General features: G+C 66.9%; 17 protein-coding genes. 7 read left to right on the top strand and 10 right to left on the bottom strand.

Going from position 1 to position 18,436, the window contains the following annotated elements; all coding sequences use genetic code 11:
• The first annotated feature begins 22 nt into the window (after window positions 1-22).
• From murJ to trxA, 6 genes are all read left to right on the top strand, one after another.
• A complete protein-coding gene (gene murJ / locus OG729_RS19675; protein ID WP_360867150.1) occupies window positions 23-2,176 on the top strand; it encodes a murein biosynthesis integral membrane protein MurJ in 2,154 nt (717 codons plus the stop codon).
• Window positions 2,177-2,296: 120 nt separating this feature from the next.
• Complete coding sequence (locus OG729_RS19670) at window positions 2,297-4,000, top strand: serine/threonine protein kinase (protein ID WP_405807372.1); 1,704 nt, start codon at window positions 2,297-2,299, stop codon at window positions 3,998-4,000.
• A gap of 25 nt (window positions 4,001-4,025) precedes the next feature.
• Window positions 4,026-4,730: an RNA polymerase sigma factor SigM gene (sigM, locus tag OG729_RS19665; protein WP_360867145.1), complete on the top strand. Its 705-nt coding sequence runs from the start codon at window positions 4,026-4,028 to the stop codon at window positions 4,728-4,730.
• 32 nt (window positions 4,731-4,762) lie between these two features.
• Complete coding sequence (locus OG729_RS19660) at window positions 4,763-5,629, top strand: anti-sigma factor family protein (RefSeq protein WP_405807371.1); 867 nt, start codon at window positions 4,763-4,765, stop codon at window positions 5,627-5,629.
• Window positions 5,630-5,754: 125 nt separating this feature from the next.
• Window positions 5,755-6,729, top strand: coding sequence for a thioredoxin-disulfide reductase (gene trxB / locus OG729_RS19655; protein WP_360867139.1), 975 nt, complete (start codon window positions 5,755-5,757; stop codon window positions 6,727-6,729).
• 51 nt (window positions 6,730-6,780) lie between these two features.
• Window positions 6,781-7,113, top strand: coding sequence for a thioredoxin (trxA, locus tag OG729_RS19650; RefSeq protein ID WP_360867136.1), 333 nt, complete (start codon window positions 6,781-6,783; stop codon window positions 7,111-7,113).
• 78 nt (window positions 7,114-7,191) lie between these two features.
• Here the strand turns inward: trxA and OG729_RS19645 are convergent, their stop codons facing one another.
• The 9 genes from OG729_RS19645 to rpmH form a co-directional block, all read right to left on the bottom strand.
• Window positions 7,192-7,809, bottom strand: coding sequence for a GNAT family N-acetyltransferase (locus OG729_RS19645; RefSeq protein ID WP_360867133.1), 618 nt, complete (start codon window positions 7,807-7,809; stop codon window positions 7,192-7,194).
• A gap of 306 nt (window positions 7,810-8,115) precedes the next feature.
• On the bottom strand, window positions 8,116-9,207 hold the full coding sequence (locus OG729_RS19640; protein ID WP_405807369.1) for a ParB/RepB/Spo0J family partition protein: 1,092 nt from the start codon (window positions 9,205-9,207) through the stop codon (window positions 8,116-8,118).
• Window positions 9,204-10,277 carry a ParA family protein gene (locus tag OG729_RS19635; RefSeq protein WP_360867127.1) on the bottom strand — a complete coding sequence of 358 codons (1,074 nt, stop codon included), beginning with the start codon at window positions 10,275-10,277 and terminating at the stop codon, window positions 9,204-9,206. Before OG729_RS19635 ends, OG729_RS19640 begins: the two co-directional genes overlap by 4 nt.
• A 263-nt stretch (window positions 10,278-10,540) precedes the next feature.
• Window positions 10,541-11,257 carry a 16S rRNA (guanine(527)-N(7))-methyltransferase RsmG gene (gene rsmG / locus OG729_RS19630; RefSeq protein ID WP_405807367.1) on the bottom strand — a complete coding sequence of 239 codons (717 nt, stop codon included), beginning with the start codon at window positions 11,255-11,257 and terminating at the stop codon, window positions 10,541-10,543.
• A gap of 113 nt (window positions 11,258-11,370) precedes the next feature.
• Window positions 11,371-11,883, bottom strand: coding sequence for a R3H domain-containing nucleic acid-binding protein (locus OG729_RS19625; protein WP_360867122.1), 513 nt, complete (start codon window positions 11,881-11,883; stop codon window positions 11,371-11,373).
• A gap of 14 nt (window positions 11,884-11,897) precedes the next feature.
• The gene (yidC, locus tag OG729_RS19620; RefSeq protein ID WP_360867119.1) at window positions 11,898-13,160 is read right to left on the bottom strand and encodes a membrane protein insertase YidC; all 1,263 of its coding nucleotides are present in this window, start codon (window positions 13,158-13,160) and stop codon (window positions 11,898-11,900) included.
• A gap of 3 nt (window positions 13,161-13,163) precedes the next feature.
• On the bottom strand, window positions 13,164-13,523 hold the full coding sequence (yidD, locus tag OG729_RS19615) for a membrane protein insertion efficiency factor YidD (RefSeq protein WP_360867116.1): 360 nt from the start codon (window positions 13,521-13,523) through the stop codon (window positions 13,164-13,166).
• The gene (gene rnpA / locus OG729_RS19610; protein ID WP_360867113.1) at window positions 13,520-13,891 is read right to left on the bottom strand and encodes a ribonuclease P protein component; all 372 of its coding nucleotides are present in this window, start codon (window positions 13,889-13,891) and stop codon (window positions 13,520-13,522) included. Before rnpA ends, yidD begins: the two co-directional genes overlap by 4 nt.
• A gap of 18 nt (window positions 13,892-13,909) precedes the next feature.
• Window positions 13,910-14,047 (bottom strand): 50S ribosomal protein L34, encoded by a 138-nt coding sequence (gene rpmH / locus OG729_RS19605; protein ID WP_006381191.1) that lies wholly within the window; start codon window positions 14,045-14,047, stop codon window positions 13,910-13,912.
• A 360-nt stretch (window positions 14,048-14,407) separates the two neighbouring features.
• Here rpmH and dnaA point away from each other — a divergent pair, with 360 nt between their 5' ends.
• A complete protein-coding gene (gene dnaA, locus OG729_RS19600; protein ID WP_405807365.1) occupies window positions 14,408-16,189 on the top strand; it encodes a chromosomal replication initiator protein DnaA in 1,782 nt (593 codons plus the stop codon).
• 46 nt (window positions 16,190-16,235) lie between these two features.
• Here the strand turns inward: dnaA and OG729_RS19595 are convergent, their stop codons facing one another.
• Window positions 16,236-17,438: an IS110 family transposase gene (locus tag OG729_RS19595; RefSeq protein WP_405807364.1), complete on the bottom strand. Its 1,203-nt coding sequence runs from the start codon at window positions 17,436-17,438 to the stop codon at window positions 16,236-16,238.
• Between the last annotated feature and the right edge of the window lie 998 nt (window positions 17,439-18,436).

Genomic DNA, 18,436 nt, shown 5'->3' with positions numbered 1-18,436 from the left:
GGGACGATGAGGTGGGGTTGCAATGAACGCGCCGTACGACGGTGACCGCGGCCAGGGTGTGAGCAGAGACCCGGCAGGCCAGGTTCCGCCGCAGCCGACCCCTGAGCCCTCCACACAGGACCCGTACGTCCAGGACGCCTATGCCCATGATCCCTACGGGTCGCAGGATCTGTCGGCCCAGGACCCGGTGACCGAGGCGCTCTACGACCGCGCCGCGCACCCGCCGCCACCCCCGGGCACCTACCAGGAGCCCCAGCCGCTGTACCAGCAGCCGCCGTCCCCGCAGCACACACCGGACCCTCGTATCTGGGCGCAGACCCCGCCGCCCGAGCCCGCAGGGCCGTCCCGTCACCTGCCGTACGGCGACGATGCCAGGACCACCCAGTTCACCGGCGTCGACGATCTGGTCACCCGGGCCGGCGAGCAGGAGCCGGAGCCCGACGCCTTCGCACACCTCTTCCGGGACCAGCAGGCATCCGGTCAGCCCGAGCCCTCGCCCGAACCGCTCCCGGCAGCCCCGGCTCCCAAGAAGCCGAACGGCCGGGCCTCCAGCCTGCTGAAGTCCAGCGCTGTGATGGCGGCGGGCACGATCGTCTCCCGGATGACGGGCTTCCTGCGCACCCTCGTGATGGCCGCGGCGATCGGTGTCGGCACGCTCAACGACTCCTACCAGGTCGCCAACGTCCTTCCGACGATGATCTACGTACTGGTCGGCGGCGGTGCTCTGAACGCGGTCTTCATCCCTCAGCTCGTGCGGGCGATGAAGAACGACGACGACGGTGGCGAGGCGTACGCCAACCGGCTGCTCACCCTCGTGGTGGTGCTGCTCGCCGGCGTCACGACGGTCTGTGTGCTGGCCGCGCCCGTCCTCATCCGGATGATGTCGACGGAGATCGCGTCCGACCCGGAGCGGATGGAAGTAACGGTCGCCTTCGCGCGCTACTGCCTGCCCACGATGTTCTTCATGGGCCTCCACGTGGTGCTCGGCCAGATCCTCAACGCCCGCGGCAGGTTCGGCGCGATGATGTGGACCCCGGTCCTGAACAACATCGTGATCATCGCGACCTTCGGCGCCTTCATCTGGGCCTTCGGCAGCTTCACCGGCTCCCGGCTGCAGGCCGAGACCATCACCCCGGAAGGCGTCCGGCTGCTGGGCCTCGGCACCCTTCTCGGTCTCGCCGTACAGGCGCTTGCGATGGTCCCGTATCTGCGCGAAGCGGGCTTCAAGATGCGGCTCCGCTTCGACTGGAGGGGCCACGGTCTCGGCAAGGCCATCGGGCTCGCCAAGTGGACCTTCTTCTTCGTCCTCGCCAATCAGCTCGGCATGATCGTCGTCACCCAGCTCGCCACCTGGGCGGGCTCCGTGGCCGAGAAGCAGGGCTTCACCGGCACCGGCATCACCGCATACAACTACGCGCTTCTGCTGTGGCAGATGCCACAAGCCATCATCACCGTCTCCGTGATGACCGCGGTCCTGCCGAGAATCTCCCGGTCGGCGCATGACGGCGACCCCGCCGCGGTGCGCGACGACATCTCGTACGGGCTGCGCACCTCCGCCGTTGCGATCGTGCCGTGCGCCTTCGCCTTCCTCGCACTCGGCGTGCCGATGGCGACGCTGCTCTACGCGGGCTCGGGCGCCGAGGGCGCCCGCGGTATCGGCTTCACCCTGATGGCCTTCGGTCTCGGCCTCATCCCGTACTCCGTGCAGTACGTAGTGCTGCGCGGGTTCTTCGCCTACGAGGACACCCGAACCCCCTTCTACAACACAGTGATCGTGGCCCTCGTCAATGCCGCGGCCTCCGGGCTCAGCTTCATCGTGCTGCCGGCCCGCTGGGCGGTCGTCGGCATGGCCGCCTCGTACGGCCTCGCCTACGCCGTCGGCGTGGGTATCGCCTGGCGGCGGCTGAAGAAGCGCCTCGGCGGCGATCTGGACGGCGCGCACGTCATGCGTACGTACGCGCGCCTCTGCATGGCTTCCGTTCCCGCAGCGGCGGCCGGAGGTGCGGTCGCCTTCGTCATCATCAAGGCGCTGGGTACCAGTGCCCTCGGTTCGCTCGCTGCCCTGGCCGGCGGCGGGGTCGTGTTGCTGTGCGTCTTCTTCGTTGCCGCGAAGCGGATGCGCATCCATGAGCTCAACGCAATGGTCGGCATGGTGCGCGGGCGCCTCGGACGTTAAGGAGCCCGCGGGTCCCGCACAACCATCGTCGGGCGCCGTGTGTCGTGCATAGCGGCCGACTGTGGGCACAATTGGCATGGCTGTTGAATATGCGCAACGGATGGGGAGGCAGGAACGACGGTGGCGGAACGTAGCACGGCTGCCGTCGACGTGGCCGACAACAGCGGAGACGATCCGCTGACCGCGCAGGCGGGCAAGGCCACGACCGACGGGGCGGCGGAATCCCAGGAAACAGCGGAGAAGACCGCACCGGACACAGGCAGCGAACGGCAGGACATCGATCCCACCATCGCGACGCCCGAACTGCACAGTGGTCACAAGCTCGCCAGACGCTATCGGCTCGAGGAGTGCGTCACCCGTCTGGACGGTTTCAGCAGTTGGCGTGCGGTCGACGAGAAATTGCGCCGCGCGGTCGGCGTCCATCTGCTCCCCGCCGACCACCCGCGGGCCCGTTCCGTGCTCGCGGCGGCCCGCTCGTCGGCGCTTCTCGGCGACCCCCGCTTCGTACAGGTCCTGGACGCCGTCGAGGAGAACGACCTCGTCTACGTCGTCCACGAGTGGCTTCCGGACGCGACAGAGCTCACCGCACTGCTCGCCGTGGGCCCCATGGAGCCGCACGACGCGTACCAGCTCGTCGACCAGCTCTCCCAGGCCATGGCCGCGGCACATCGTGAAGGGCTGGCACACCTCAGGCTCACCCCCGGCGCGGTGCTCAGGAGTTCGACCGGCCAGTACCGCATCCGCGGCCTCGCGGTGAACGCCGCCCTGCGCGGAATCACCGCCGACCGACCGCAGCGCACCGACACCGAGGCGATCGGCGCCCTCCTCTACGCCGCGTTGACCCAGCGCTGGCCGTACGAGAACGACGCGTACGGACTGTCCGGCCTGCCCAAGGGCGTCGGACTCCTCGCTCCCGACCAGGTACGGGCCGGGGTGCACCGAGGGCTCTCCGAGCTCGCCATGCGCGCCCTGGTCAACGACGGCGCCACGGCATCCCGCCAGGAGCCGCCCTGCACCACGCCCGACGAACTGGCCAAGGCGGTCGCCGCGATGCCCCGCATCCGGCCGCCGGAGCCCGCGTTCACCTCTCCGCCCGAGTACCAGCGGACCACGTACCAGCAGGGCACGTACGGCCGTCCTGCGGCACGTCCCGGCCCCACGGCACCCCAGCCGGTGGCAACCCCGCCGGCGCCGCTCCAGAGCCGCACCGGCAAGGTCCTCAAGTGGACCGTGGCCGCGCTGCTCATCGCAGCGTTGGGACTCGGCAGCTGGCAGATCGCCGACAAGCTCATCGACCGCAAGAAGGACCCGGTCGATCCGGGTACGTCGCAGTCGAACAGCGGCGAGAGCAACACCGACGACGACAAGTCCGGCAAGCCGGTGGCCATCGCCGGTGCCCGCGACTTCGACCCCTTCGGCCAGGATCTCTCCGAGAAGCCTGCCGGGGTCAAGAACAGTTACGACAGCGACCCGACCAGCTACTGGAACACCGATGCCTACAAGTCCTCAAACTTCGGGAATCTGAAGGCCGGCGTCGGCATCATTCTTGACCTGGGCAAGGTCCAGCAGGTCGGCACTGTGGATGTCTCGTTCCTCGGTGGCGAGACATCGGTAGAACTTCGGGCCGCACCCGAGGGAACCACGGCGGAGCCGACGAGGTTCCGCGAGTTCACCAAGGTCTCGGCCGGGACCGGGGCGAATGTGTCCCTCAAGCCCGGTAAGCCGGTACAGGCGCGATACGTTCTGCTCTGGCTGACAAAGCTGCCGCCGAGCGGCGACGGCGACTGGCGGGGCAAAGTAGCGGAGATCAAGATCACCAGCTGACGGCACCAGGGGAGGGGGCTCACCGTTGGACGACGCGACACTCGGCGACATGAGTGACCAGGATCTTCTGGCTCGCCATGTCGCGGGGGACCCGGATGCCTTCGGTGAGCTCGTACGGCGACACCGCGACAGGCTCTGGGCTGTTGCCCTGCGCACGCTGGGAGACCGAGAGGAAGCCGCGGACGCGGTCCAGGACGCCCTGGTGTCCGCCTTCCGGGCCGCCCACACCTTCCGTGGCCAGTCCGCCGTCACCACCTGGCTCCACCGCATCACGGTCAACGCCTGTCTGGACCGAGCACGCAAGGCGGCCTCACGGAAGACCTCTCCCGTCGACGACACCGAGCGACTGGAGCAGCTCCTCGAACCTCATGAGTCCGCCGAGGCACCGGCTGAGCGGCAGGATCTACACCGCGAACTCCTCGCCGCCCTGGCAAAGCTCCCCATCGACCAGCGGGCCGCCCTGGTGCTGGTGGACATGCAGGGCTATCCAGTGGCGGAGGCTGCGCGCGTCCTCGATGTGCCGACCGGGACCGTGAAAAGCCGGTGCGCTCGCGGTCGGGCACGGCTGTTGCCGATGCTCACTCATCTGCGCGGTGATGCAGGGGATAACCCGCAGCTTGGCATGGGAAGGAACCGGACGCCGGGGACATCCGTCCCACCGGAGTCGGGGCAAGAGAACGCAGGGACAAGTGATCCTGCAGCTGTGAAGGGCGGAGGTGGGCGCACGTGACTTCCACGGCCGACACGACTCAGCATCCGGACGTGTCAGAAATCTCCGACCTCACCGAAGGTCTGCTCTCCCCGTCCCGAACTGCCGAGGTGCGGGAGCATCTTGACAGCTGTCCCCTGTGCGCCGATGTACGTGCGTCCCTCGAAGAGATCCGCGGGCTGCTCGGCACACTGCCTGGAGCCCATCGGATGCCCGACGATGTCGCGGGCCGCATCGATGCCGCTCTGGCCGCTGAGGCTCTCCTGAACGCGACCACGCCCGAAGAAGCGGCGCATGTTTCACGTGAAACATCGCTCTCCCCACAGCAGGCCGAGACCACCCCTGCCGACCGTCCAGCCGGCCACGCCCGCGCCGCAACCGGCCCGGGCCGCAGCCACAAGGCCCCGAGGCGCCGCAAAGCTGTGCTGGGCGCCGTCCTCGGCGCCGCCGCGGTCGGCATGAGTGTCCTGCTCCTCCAGTCGCTGCAGCCCACCGGTGGGAACAGCGCCGACTCGGCCAAGAAGGACACCAGCGTCAGCACAGCAACAGGTGACTCCCAGGACTTCTCCGCGTCCGGCCTCCAGACCCGCGTGCAGGCACTGCTCGCCACCAGCTCCGGTCAGCCGGAGCAGCGGATCGAGAAGGGCCCGTCCATCGAAGGCCAAACCAGTCCGGCCTCACCCCGGACGATGGAACGCCCGGCGGTGCCGCCCTGCATCCAGAAGGGCACCGGCCGGACCGAGTCCCCGATCGCCTTCGAGCAGGGCGAGTACAAGGGTGACAACGCCTACCTCGTCGTGCTCCCGCACGCCACGGACAGTAAGCAGGTTGAGGCGTATGTGATCGACGCCGCATGTGTCGACACGGCGCCCGCAGCTACGGGAAAGCTGCTGCTGACGAACACCTATCCTCGCCGCTGACACACACCACTGCGTCGCTCTGGTATCCCGGGAATGCAAGCCCCGTAGGATCCGTTGGGTGGGGTGAGAGTCATTGACCCGGCCCAGTAGGCAGCACGCAGTCCGCAGAGACGAGGAAGAAACCCGTGAGCGACGTTCGTAACGTGATCATCATCGGCTCCGGGCCGGCCGGCTACACGGCGGCGCTTTATACGGCGCGCGCATCGCTGCAGCCGCTGGTCTTCGAGGGTGCCGTCACCGCAGGCGGTGCGCTGATGAACACGACCGATGTGGAGAACTTCCCCGGTTTCCGCGACGGCATCATGGGCCCCGACCTGATGGACAACATGCGCGCCCAGGCCGAGCGCTTCGGCGCTGAACTGGTGCCGGACGACGTCGTCTCGGTCGACCTCAGCGGCGAGATCAAGACCGTCACCGACACCGCGGGCACCATCCACCGGGCCAAGGCCGTCATCGTCACCACCGGCTCCCAGCACCGCAAGCTCGGCCTGCCGAACGAGGACGCGCTCTCCGGACGCGGTGTCTCCTGGTGCGCGACCTGTGACGGATTCTTCTTCAAGGACCAGGACATCGCCGTGATCGGCGGCGGCGACACGGCGATGGAGGAGGCGACCTTCCTCTCGCGGTTCGCCAAGTCCGTCACCATCGTCCACCGCCGTGACACCCTGCGCGCCTCCAAGGCCATGCAGGACCGTGCCTTCGCCGACCCGAAGATCTCCTTCGCCTGGCACAGCGAGGTCGCGGAGATCCACGGTGACCAGAAGCTGACCGGTCTGACCCTGCGCAACACCAAGACCGGTGAGACCTCTGCGCTCGCGGTCACCGGGCTGTTCATCGCCGTGGGCCACGACCCGCGGACCGAGCTCTTCAAGGGCCAGCTCGACCTGGACGACGACGGCTACCTGAAGGTCGATGCACCGTCGACCCGCACCAACCTCAGCGGCGTGTTCGCCGCGGGCGACGTCGTCGACCACACCTACCGTCAGGCCATCACCGCTGCCGGCACCGGCTGCTCCGCCGCTCTCGACGCCGAGCGTTACCTCGCCGCTCTCGCCGACAGCGAGAAGGCGGCAGAGCCGGAAAAGACCCCCGTGGTCTGACTCCTGCGCACCATCCCCCTCTCACCCGCTTAAAGAAGTAAGGAGGCCGCCGTGGCCGGCGCCCTGAAGAACGTGACCGACGCATCCTTCGAAGAGGACGTCCTCAAGAGCGACAAGCCCGTACTGGTCGACTTCTGGGCCGCCTGGTGCGGTCCGTGCCGCCAGATCGCTCCGTCCCTCGAGGCAATTGCTGCCGAGCACGGTGACAAGATCGAGATCGTAAAGCTCAACATCGACGAGAACCCGGCCACGGCAGCCAAGTACGGCGTCATGTCCATCCCGACGCTGAACGTCTACCAGCACGGTGAGGTCGCCAAAACGATCGTCGGCGCCAAGCCGAAGGCCGCGATCGTCCGCGATCTTGAGAGCTTCATCGGCGAGTAGTCACGGCTTCGCTGTTTCACGTGAAACATGAGTGGGCTCATCCCCGACGGGGATGAGCCCACTCTCGCGTTCGGAGTCTCACAGGGGCCGCAGAACGGGCTCCTTCTGTACGGCGCCGAGAAGCCGGTCCAGCGCCAGCTCCACATCTTCCTTCCAGGAGAGCGTGGTCCGCAGTTCCAGTCTCAGCCGGGGATGCGTCGGATGCGGACGCACCGTTTTGAAGCCGACGGCAAGAAGATGCTCGGCGGGCAGCACACAGGCAGGCTCCTTCCAGCGGGCATCGCCGAATGCCTCGATCGCACGGAAGCCGCGTCGCAGGAGGTCCTTGGCCACCGTCTGCACGATGACCCTGCCGAGCCCTTGCCCTTGATACCCCGGGCTGATCCAGCCGGTCATCAGCTGGACGGCGTCGGGTGAGACGGGGCTCGTCGGGAACGCTGTGGACCGTGGCACATAGGCTGGAGGCGCATAGAGCACAAAGCCGACCGGCACGTCGTCGACATAGACAACCCGGCCGCAGGAACCCCATTCGAGCAGCACGGCCGAGATCCAGGCCTCTTTCTCAAGCTCGGGAGTTCCCGCTTTTACCGCGGCTTCTCCACTGACCGGATCAAGCTCCCAGAAGACGCACGCACGACAACGCTTGGGAAGGTCCGAAAGGTTGTCCAGCGTGAGCGGTACAAGCCGACGCCCCATGAAGGCTGTTCCTCGCTTCCTTCACCCGCCGCGCTACGAGCGGCTTCCAGCGCGCTCCGCTCCTGGAGCAGGCTGCTGATGAAACCTCCGACTGCCCCAAGGCCCAAGCCTGCTGTCACCAGTTGGCTGCGGCTCACCGTTCGCATGGCCCTCGCCCTCCCTCTGAGGTGGATCAAGGTGGATGCGCCATACCAGAACGCATCGTATCCACCCAGCCCCGGCAGGGGTACCGCCCTACAGCAAAGGGCGGGTCGTATCCGGTCAACCCACCGGACACGACCCGCCCTTTCCTTTCACCCCGAAGCCTCAGACCTCGTCGTCCTCGGGCTCCTCAGCGAGTCCCTGTTCCAGGACCCGTCCCTCGCCGGGTGCGAGGGTGCCGAGGATCCGCTCGAGATCGTCTATCGAGGCAAACTCGACGACGATCTTTCCCTTCTTCTGACCGAGGTCGACCTTCACTCGGGTCTCGAAGCGGTCGGAGAGCCGTGAGGCAAGGTCCGTCAGAGCCGGCGACAGCCGGGCACCAGCACGCGGGCTCTTCGGCTTGGACGTGCTCTTCGGGTTCGAGTTGATCAGCGTCACGATCTCTTCGACTGCTCGGACCGAGAGCCCCTCAGCCACGATCCTGTGTGCCAACCGGTCCTGCTCCTCGGAGTCATCCACCGAGAGCAGCGCCCGCGCATGACCGGCCGAGAGTACCCCTGCGGCGACCCTGCGCTGGACGGGGGGCGACAGACGCAGCAGGCGCAGTGTGTTGGAGACCTGTGGACGCGAGCGTCCGATCCGGTCGGCCAGCTGGTCGTGCGTGCAGTTGAAGTCCTTCAGCAGCTGGTCGTAGGCGGCAGCCTCTTCCAACGGATTCAGCTGCGCGCGGTGCAGGTTCTCCAGCAGCGCGTCCAGGAGGAGCTTCTCGTCGTCCGTGTGCCGGACGATTGCGGGGATCCGCTCCAGAGCGGCCTCACGGCAGGCCCGCCAGCGGCGCTCGCCCATGATGAGCTCATAGCGCTCCGGCCCCAGCTGCCGAACGACGACGGGCTGGAGAAGCCCCACTTCCTTGATGGAGGTAACCAGTTCAGCGAGGGCGTCCTCGTCGAAGACCTCACGCGGCTGGCGCGGGTTGGGCGTAATGGCGTCGAGCGGCAGCTCGGCAAAGTGCGCGCCGGCCGGCTCCGCGGGCGATGCCGCCTCCGGCTCCGGCGCGGGCGTGATCGCCTCGGGCGAAGCAGCGGCCGCCGGAAGCGTTGTCACCTTGGCGGCTGCCACCCCCCGTTCCGCCGTCAGTACCGGAGCCGCTCCCGGAGAGCTGGAAGCCCCAGCAGGGGGCACCTGCTTCTCCTGGGGAGCGGCAGGGATCAGCGCACCGAGCCCACGCCCCAATCCTCTACGTCGCTCGCTCACTGGATCCCCTCCGAGATGTTCTGCTGGCTGTTCTGGCTGCCCACATGGGCCTGCTGCGGGTCGTAGTGGACCCCGACCCCACGCAGGGCGATTTCACGAGCCGCCTCAAGATACGACAGCGATCCGCTGGAACCCGGATCGTAGGTGAGCACCGTCTGTCCGTAGCTCGGCGCCTCCGAGATACGCACCGAGCGCGGGATGCTCGTCCGCAGCACCTCTTCGCCGAAGTGGCTGCGTACCTCGTCCGCCACCTGCGAAGCGAGCCGGGTTCTGCCGTCGTACATGGTGAGCAGAATCGTCGAGACATGCAGCGTGGGGTTGAGATGCCCGCGCACCAGATCCACGTTCCTCAGCAGCTGTCCCAGCCCCTCCAGCGCGTAGTACTCGCACTGGATGGGGATGAGCACTTCCGCACCGGCGACCAGCGCATTGACGGTCAGCAGACCGAGCGACGGCGGGCAGTCGATGAGGATGTAGTCCAGTGGCTGCTCATAGGCCTGGATGGCCCGCTGCAGTCGGCTCTCCCGCGCCACCAGCGATACCAGCTCGATCTCCGCACCGGCGAGATCGATGGTGGCGGGGGCGCAGAAGAGGCCTTCGACGTCCGGGACCGGTTGGACCACCTCGGAGAGCGGCTTGCTCTCCACCAGGACGTCATAGATCGAGGGGACTTCGGCGTGGTGATCGATCCCCAGCGCCGTCGAGGCGTTGCCCTGTGGATCCAGGTCGACCACCAGGACGCGCGCGCCGTGCAGCGCAAGCGAGGCGGCGAGATTGACCGTGGTGGTGGTCTTCCCTACGCCGCCCTTCTGGTTGGCCACGACCATGACGCGTGTCTGCTCAGGTCGGGGAAGACCCTCGCCGGCACGCCCCAGCGCCTCCACGGCCAGCTGGGCAGCACGGCCAATGGGGGTGTCGTCCATCGGGGGCGGTGTTTCACGTGAAACATCCTCCCCCGACGACTCGGTACGGGGACCGGGGACCGGATCGGTCATCGGTCCCGCGATGTTGGCGTCGGACCGCAAGGCACTCTCCTCGACTTCAGGCTCGCAATGAACAGAGCCTGCCATGCTTTCGGGGTCGTGAACCAGCGAGGCCCGTGGTTCTGTGGATGAATCCACATCTGTGGATAATTCCGTAGCCCTCACGAGGGGCTTGCGGTCCCGCAGCGGGGCGGCAGCACGGCCGCGGCTGATGATTCCCTGCAGCAGTGAGCGACGTTTCACGTGAAACACGATGCACGTGCCGCACCCCTACAGCCGCTCGACACTCCGAATTGCGTACGTATGGAAGCTTGTATGGAGCATCGCTGATAGACAGTACGAACTGTGGATCAGCGACGCCGACGGGTTCGGCTGGTTCGGGCGGCCTTGGCCCGCTTCGCCGCGAAACGCACTCCGCCGGGGCTCTCCCCGACCTCGACGCGCACCACGGTGGACAGCGGATCGACCAGCCCTTCACCGACATGCAGCACCGAGGTCTCCACCACACCGAGCTTGCTCAGTGCGGCCCGGGCCCCCTGAATCTCCTCCTCCGCAGTGTCGCCCTTGAGCGCCAGCATCTCTCCGTACGGACGCAGCAGGGGCACCCCCCAGCCCGCCAACCGGTCCAGCGGGGCCACGGCCCGCGCCGTCACCACATGGACCGGGGGCAGCGTGCCCAGTACTTCTTCGGCCCGGCCCCGGACCACGCTCACATGGTCCAGGCCCAGCAGCTCGACCACTTCCTGGAGGAAGTTCGTCCGCCGCAGAAGCGGCTCAAGGAGCGTGATCTTCAGATCGGGGCGCACCAGCGCGAGCGGAATGCCGGGCAGTCCCGCCCCCGAGCCCACATCGCAGACCGTGACGCCCTCAGGCACGACCTCCGAGAGCACCGCGCAGTTCAGCAGATGCCGCTCCCACAGCCGCGGCACCTCACGGGGACCGATCAGGCCACGCTTGACTCCGGCATCCGCGAGCAGCTCCGCATACCGCACGGCCTCCGGAAAGAACTCGCCGAATACCGTCCGCGCCACTTCTGGCGCCTGGGGAAGCTCTGCTGCCTCCGTCACGGGAACCGTCCTTCCGTACCGCACTGTCGCAATGTGGACTGTGGTGGCTGACTATCAGGCTGACAAAGATCGGCCCCGCCTGCGAACAGACGGGGCCGAGGAAACGATGAGGGTCAGGCAGGGAGTACGACGACGAAGCGCTGCGGCTCCTCGCCCTCGGACTCACTGCGCAGACCCGCGGCCGCAACCGCGTCGTGCACGACCTTGCGCTCGAAGGGCGTCATCGGGTTCAGCTTCACCGGCTCACCGGTGCTCTTCACCTCGTCGGCGGCCTTGGCACCGAGCTCGGCAAGCTCCGTGCGCTTCTTGGCCCGGAAGCCCGCGATATCGAGCATCAGCCGGCTGCGATCCCCGGTCTCCCGGTGCACTGCGAGCCGCGTCAGCTCCTGGAGAGCCTCCAGGACCTCGCCGTCACGACCGACAAGCTTCTGCAGATCCCGGCTGCCCGCTTCACTGATGATCGAGACCGCGGCCCGGTCGGCCTCGACGTCCATGTCGATGTCGCCGTCGAGATCGGCGATGTCGAGCAGACCCTCGAGGTAGTCGGCCGCGATCTCCCCTTCCTGCTCAAGGCGGGTCAGGGTGTCGCCACCCTCGGCGGCGGCGGAGATGGTGCCTTCCGTCACGGATGGACTCCTTCTTACTTCTTGGACGACGGGTGCTTGGGGCGCTGCTGGCCCTTGCGCTGACCGGACTTGGGCTGCTGGCGCGCGGAGCCCGAGGCGGGCTTCCCCGCCGGCTTCGGCTGCGCGTCCTGAGGCGCGTCCTTCTGCAGCGAAGGCTTGGCGTCAGCATCTTCAGAGCTCTTGGCCGTGCCCTGCTGGGCACTGGCCGACTGACGCTGCGCCTTGGACTGCCGCTTGGGCTGCTGCCGCCGCTGCGCTGCTCCGCCATCGGCCTCAGCGACAGCGGTGTCACTCTTGGACACCGTGCCGTCTGCCTGAGCAGCGAGGCCCACCTTGGCCAGGCCGGTGATAAAGCGACGTTCGTTCTCGTTGCGGTCCGAGCCCTTGGCCACGATCGCCTGGATGACGTTGCGCTTGCGGCGCGACTTGACCTCGTTCTGGGCGGTGATGCTCTTCAGCAGCCGCTGCAGGTAGTGGTCCTGGGCCTTGCTGCCAGGCGTCGGGTTCTGGTTGATCACGTACATCTGCTGGCCCATGGTCCACACGTTGGTGGTCAGCCAGTAGACGAGGACACCGACGGGGAAGTTGATGCCCATCACGGCGAAGATGACCGGGAAGATGTACATCAGCATCTTCTGCTGCTGCATGTACGGCGTCTTGACCGTCAGGTCGACGTTCTTCTGCATCAGCTGGCGCTGCGTGTAGAACTGCGACGCCGACATCATCACGATCATGATCGCGGTGACAATGCGCACATCCATCAGCGTGGCGCCGAGGGCAGCGACCTTCTCCGGGCTGTCCGTGAACTTCGAGGCGAGCGGGGCACCGAAAATGTGCGCCTGACGCGCGCTGTCCAGCAGCGATTCATTGATGACGCCGATGGTCTTGCCCGAGGCGATGCTGGAGAGCACGTGGTACAGGGCGAAGAAGAACGGCGACTGCGCGAGGATCGGAAGGCACGAGGAGAGCGGGTTGGTGCCCGTCTCCTTGTACAGCTTCATCATCTCTTCGGACTGACGCTGCTTGTCGCTCTTGTAGCGCTCCTGGATCGCCTTCATCTTCGGCTGGAGCGCCTGCATGTTCCGGGTCGACTTGATCTGCTTCACAAAGAGCGGGATCAGACAGATCCGGATGAGGATCACCAGCGACACGATGGACAGTCCCCAGGCCCAGCCCGTGTTGGGGCCGAAGATCGCCCCATAGAGCGTGTGGAACTGGACGATGACCCACGAAACAGGTGTGGTGATAAAGCTGAAGAGACTGGCAATCGTGTCCACTAATCAGGCTCCTTGAGCATTGGGCGAGGTCTCTGCTGCCGGACTCGGGGGTTCGGGGGTCGATCCCCGGGGAGGCACATCGGCGGCGGAGTGCCCGCCCTTGCTGCCACGCAAGGCGTCGCGCAGCATTTCGTGCCACCGCGGTCGCTTACGCGGCGGCACATGGTCCACACCACCCGGCGACCACGGATTGCACCGCAGGATGCGCCAGGCGGTCAGTGCTGTGCCCTTGATCGCGCCGTGCCGGTCGATGGCCGTGTATCCGTAGTGCGAGCAGGACGGGTAGTACCTGCAGACGGGCCCCAGCAGCGGGCTGATCGTCCACTGGTACAGCTTGATCAGAGCCAGCAGCGGGTACTTCATCGAGCGCCCCCTCCCAGCAGCCGCTGGAGAGCGGCATCCAGGTCTCGGGCCAGCTGTGCATGATCGGCGTCGCCCGCACCGGGCAGCGCCCGTACGACCACCAGGCTACCGGGGGGCAGCTCGGCGAGTCGGTCGCGCATGAGGTGGCGCAGTCTCCGCTTGACCTTGTTGCGGACGACCGCCCCACCCACGGCCTTGCTTACAACGAAACCCGCACACGTCGGGGGAGCGCTCTCCCCAGGCGCGTGCGGGTCCGTTGCACCGCTGCGTAGATGGACGACGAGGAGCGGGCGGCCGGCCCGGCGTCCTCGGCGTACCGCGGTCGCGAAGTCCTCGCGCCGCCTCAGCCGATTCTCGGTAGGCAGCACGTCATGACCTGTATGCGATCAGGCGGACAGGCTGGCGCGACCCTTGCCACGGCGGTTCGCGAGAATCGCGCGGCCGGCACGGGTGCGCATCCGCAGGCGGAAGCCGTGGGTCTTGGCGCGACGACGGTTGTTCGGCTGGAAGGTGCGCTTGCTCACTCGGGGGCTCCAGAAATGATTGTGTGGTGGCGGGACATCGCCTGGCTGTCACCGTGCGCCCACGAGTAGCTCGCGTTTACGCCCGAGTGCACCGCTTCACGATCACAGACCGTGATCTTTGCCCATCGGAGGCAGGCGGCAGCAGCCATCGACAACTCGACCTGGTTACGGTACGCGCGGCTACGCCATCCGGTCAAACCAGGGTCAGGGCGTGCTCCACTGTGCACAGGCTGTGGACAACAACTTGAACCGCGCGGGTCGCCCTGACTACCGTGGCTGAACTTGAATTCCTTTCCTGCCTGTCTTCCCATCCCGTCCCGAGAACCACACATTCGTGGGACCTGCGAGAGAGCGTGCCTTGTGGCTGACGTACCTGCCGATCTTGCCGCAGTGTGGCCACGAGTGCTGGAACAGCTCCTTGCAGAGGGCCAGCAGGGCATCGAGCCCAAGGACAAGCAGTGGATCGAGCGCTGCCAGCCTCTCGCACTGGTGGCCGACACCGCGCTTCTCGCCGTACCCAATGAATGGGGCAAGCGTGTCCTCGAGGGCCGGCTCGCCCCGCTGATCAGCGAGACCCTCAGCCGTGAGTGCGGCCGCCCGATCCGGATCGCGATCACTGTGGACGACTCCGCAGGCGAGCCTCGGCCCCCGCAGCAGGCGCCTCCCGCCCAGCAGCAGGCCCCCCGTTATGGGGGGCCGCAGCACGACGAGCGGCAGAACGACCCCTACGACAGTTACGGGCGCCGGCCCCCCGCCGACGACGGACTGCCGGATGTGCGCCCCGCCTATCCCGAGTATCAGCAGCAGCGTCCGGAACCCGGCGCGTGGCCGCGTACTCAGGAGGACCTGTCGTGGCAGCAGCCCCGGCTCGGCGGCTTCCAGGACCGGGACCCGTCCGCGGACCAATGGCGCGAGCCCTACGCCACCGCCAGGCCGCGCCCTCCCCAGCACGACTACCGGCAGCCGCAGCCGCCCGAGCGGGCGCAGTACGAGCAGCGCCGCCCGGAACGCCACGAACTTCCCGACCAGTCCCCGCACCGCGGCACCGGCAGTGGAGCGACCGGACCGCTCGGCGCACAGCCCTCGCCGGCGCCCGGCCCCGGTGAGCCGCACGCCCGCCTCAACCCGAAGTACCTCTTCGACACCTTCGTCATCGGCGCGTCCAACCGGTTCGCACACGCGGCTGCGGTCGCGGTAGCCGAGGCACCCGCGAAGGCGTACAACCCCCTGTTCATCTACGGGGAGTCGGGCCTCGGCAAGACCCACCTGCTGCATGCCATCGGGCACTACGCGCGCAGTCTCTATCCCGGCACGCGGGTGCGGTATGTGAGCTCGGAGGAGTTCACCAACGAGTTCATCAACTCGATCCGCGACGGCAAGGGCGACACCTTCCGCAAGCGCTACCGCGATGTGGACATCCTGCTGGTCGACGACATCCAGTTCCTGGCGAGCAAGGAGTCGACGCAGGAGGAGTTCTTCCACACCTTCAATACGCTCCACAACGCGAACAAGCAGATCGTGCTCTCCTCGGACCGGCCGCCCAAGCAGCTGATGACGCTGGAGGACCGCCTGCGGAACCGCTTCGAGTGGGGGCTGACCACCGACGTACAGCCGCCGGAGCTGGAGACGCGCATCGCGATCCTCCGTAAGAAGGCGGTGCAGGAGCAGCTCAACGCTCCGCCGGAGGTGCTGGAGTTCATCGCCTCCCGGATCTCTCGCAACATCCGCGAGCTGGAGGGCGCGCTGATCCGGGTGACGGCGTTCGCGTCGCTCAACCGGCAGCCGGTGGACCTCGGGCTCACCGAGATCGTGCTCAAGGACCTGATCCCTGGCGGGGAGGATGCGGCCCCGGAGATCACCGCGAGCGCGATCATGGCCTCGACCGCCGACTACTTCGGTCTGACGGTGGAGGACCTCTGCGGATCCTCGCGCAGCCGGGTGCTGGTGACGGCGCGCCAGATCGCGATGTATCTCTGCCGCGAACTCACCGATCTGTCGCTGCCGAAGATCGGCGCACAGTTCGGCGGCCGCGACCATACGACCGTGATGCACGCGGACCGCAAGATCCGCGCGCTGATGGCCGAGCGGCGCTCCATCTACAACCAGGTCACCGAGCTCACCAACCGCATCAAGAACGGCTGACGCGAGCGACTCTCAATGAGGAAGAGCGGCCGTCATGGGACGTCTGTCAGCTGGAGCTCCCGCGCTGAGGGGGCTCCAGCTGGTACTGCCTCTCCTCCCGGAGCAGCGTCCAGAGCATCCTGATCTGGCGTCGCGCCACGCAGATGACCGCGGCCGAGTGCCTCATCCCTTGAGCGCGTTTCCGGTTGTAGTACTCGCGGTCCCGTTGGTGGTGAAGGCAGCTGGCTTGGGCCGCGAGGAAGAGAGCCCTTTGCAAGGGGCGGCTGTATCTCTTTGGCCTAACGTTGATCCCCATCCTAGTTCCGGAGTCACGCGACACGGGCACCATGCCAGCGGCCGATGCGAAATTCCCCTCTGTGGCGTAGGCAGAGAAGTCCCCAGCAGCGACGAGGAGTTCGGCCGCCAGGATGTACCCCATGCCGGGCATCGAGAGGAGGATGGGCGCCTGAGGGTGCTGGTCGAGCATCTTCTCCATCTGCTTCTCGACCCTGGTGATCCGCTCGGTGAGATTCAGGATGCTCGTGGCCAGGTCTTGGACGATTTGGGCGGCGGCGTCCTCGCCGGGCAGCGACGTCTGCTGAGCCTTCGCCGCTTCAATGGCAAGTTCCGCAACCCCGTGGGGCAGTCGGACTCCTCGCCTGGAAAGCCACGCCGTGAGCCGACTGTGTCCCACCCTGCGCAGTGCCGCGGGCGTCTGGAAGCCTGTGAGCAGCACCAAGGCACCCTTGTGGGCCGAGAAGTTGAACGCGCGTTCCAGAGCAGGGAAGACCCCAGTGAGTGTGTCCCGCATTCGGTTGTAGGCACGGGTCCGATCTCGCACCAGGTCGGTGCGGTGCGAGGTGAGCAGGGTGAGGTCGGACATCACCTGAGCTGGGACTTTGAGGTCCGAGAGTCGGTCCGCAGCGAGGACGGAGGTCCTGGCGATGACGTGCGCGTCGTTGGCGTCCGTCTTGTTCTCAGTGCCCAGGGCCCGCGACATCTGCTTGACCAGGGTGCCGCTGATGTATCGAGGGTTCTGGCCGTGCGTGATGAGGAGCGCCACCAGGAGAGAAGAAGGGCTGCTTGAGATATCGATGGCCCAGTTGACTTTCGGCGCCAGGTCGAGGATCTCGCCCAGGCCGGCCAGGATCTCATCTTCGCCGTTAACGATCTTCTTGGACAGCAGTTTCTTTCCAGACGCGTCCACGGCGCAGGCCCAGTGATGTCCCTTGCCGGCGTCGATGCCGACCCAGATTTCGTTCGTCTCCACCCAGCGGCCCCTCTCAGATTCTGGTCCTCTGGCCGGCAGGGCGCTCACTCGCTGAGTCCGTACGGAGCGGCTCAACCGCAGCTCTCAATAAGCAAGTACGAGCGACCCGGAGGCCAGCCGGACCAGTCGCTCGGAGCCCCCGAAGGGCAGACTGAAGCAAGCCGCATCTGGCCTCCCGGCCGCTTACGAGAACGATTCGAAAGCACGCAAGATGCTCTTATGTGATCACTGTCACAAGTGTGGTGAAGCGATTGCTGAGCGCCCGCTGACCGGGCTCCAGGAGAACCCGGGCGGTTGCCCACCTGTCTCGTCCGTAAGACAGCGGCCGTGCCGCAGCTCTCAATCAGCAGCGAGGGCGAGCCGCTGACTACTGATGCCAGCAACCAGCCACCCGTAGCCGCCCGGGTCGCGACCAAGCTACTGCCCCGACGTGGGGTGCAGCGACCGAAGCGACTGACTTCACTGGTACGGACTGAAGCGGCCGACACGGCCGACGAAGAAGCCTTCGAGGGCGCCCCGGGACCCGAGTCCCGGGGCGCCCTTCGCCGTCCCCAGCCTGTCCCGCCTATGTCCGCTGTTCGAATCCGCGGCGACGGGAAGGTGTTCTCCACAGATCTGGGGAAGATCTTCCATCCACAGCCTGGGGACTGGGAAGTTGTCCAGATTGCATCCACAAGGGCGGTTGCTGAAACTTCATCACGCCAGGTCAACCGGTTGTGGATTTGTGGCCAACCGTGCTCCACAGTCTGTGGACACCGAGACCGTCCACAGGGCGTGCTCAAGGTTGTCCACCGGCGGCCCACAGGCATTGCCGCGTTGCCCACAGCTTCTCCACACCCCTGTCCACTGTTCGGCAACGAAACACCCCGGCTCACCGCGTCGAGTGAAAGGCGTCACACCAACGTGGTCGGTTGGGCTGTGGGGAACGTGGGTAAAGCTGGGGACAGCACTGGGGAGAAGTCCCCCGGGTCTGTGCATCGGATGTGCAGAACTTTCCG

It is taken from the genome of Streptomyces sp. NBC_00210 (genome assembly GCF_045160975.1).
In the GTDB taxonomy this organism is placed as follows: Bacteria; Actinomycetota; Actinomycetes; order Streptomycetales; family Streptomycetaceae; genus Streptomyces.
Note: the sequence above shows the minus strand (reverse complement) of the source record. Positions and strands in the feature narration are given on the sequence as shown.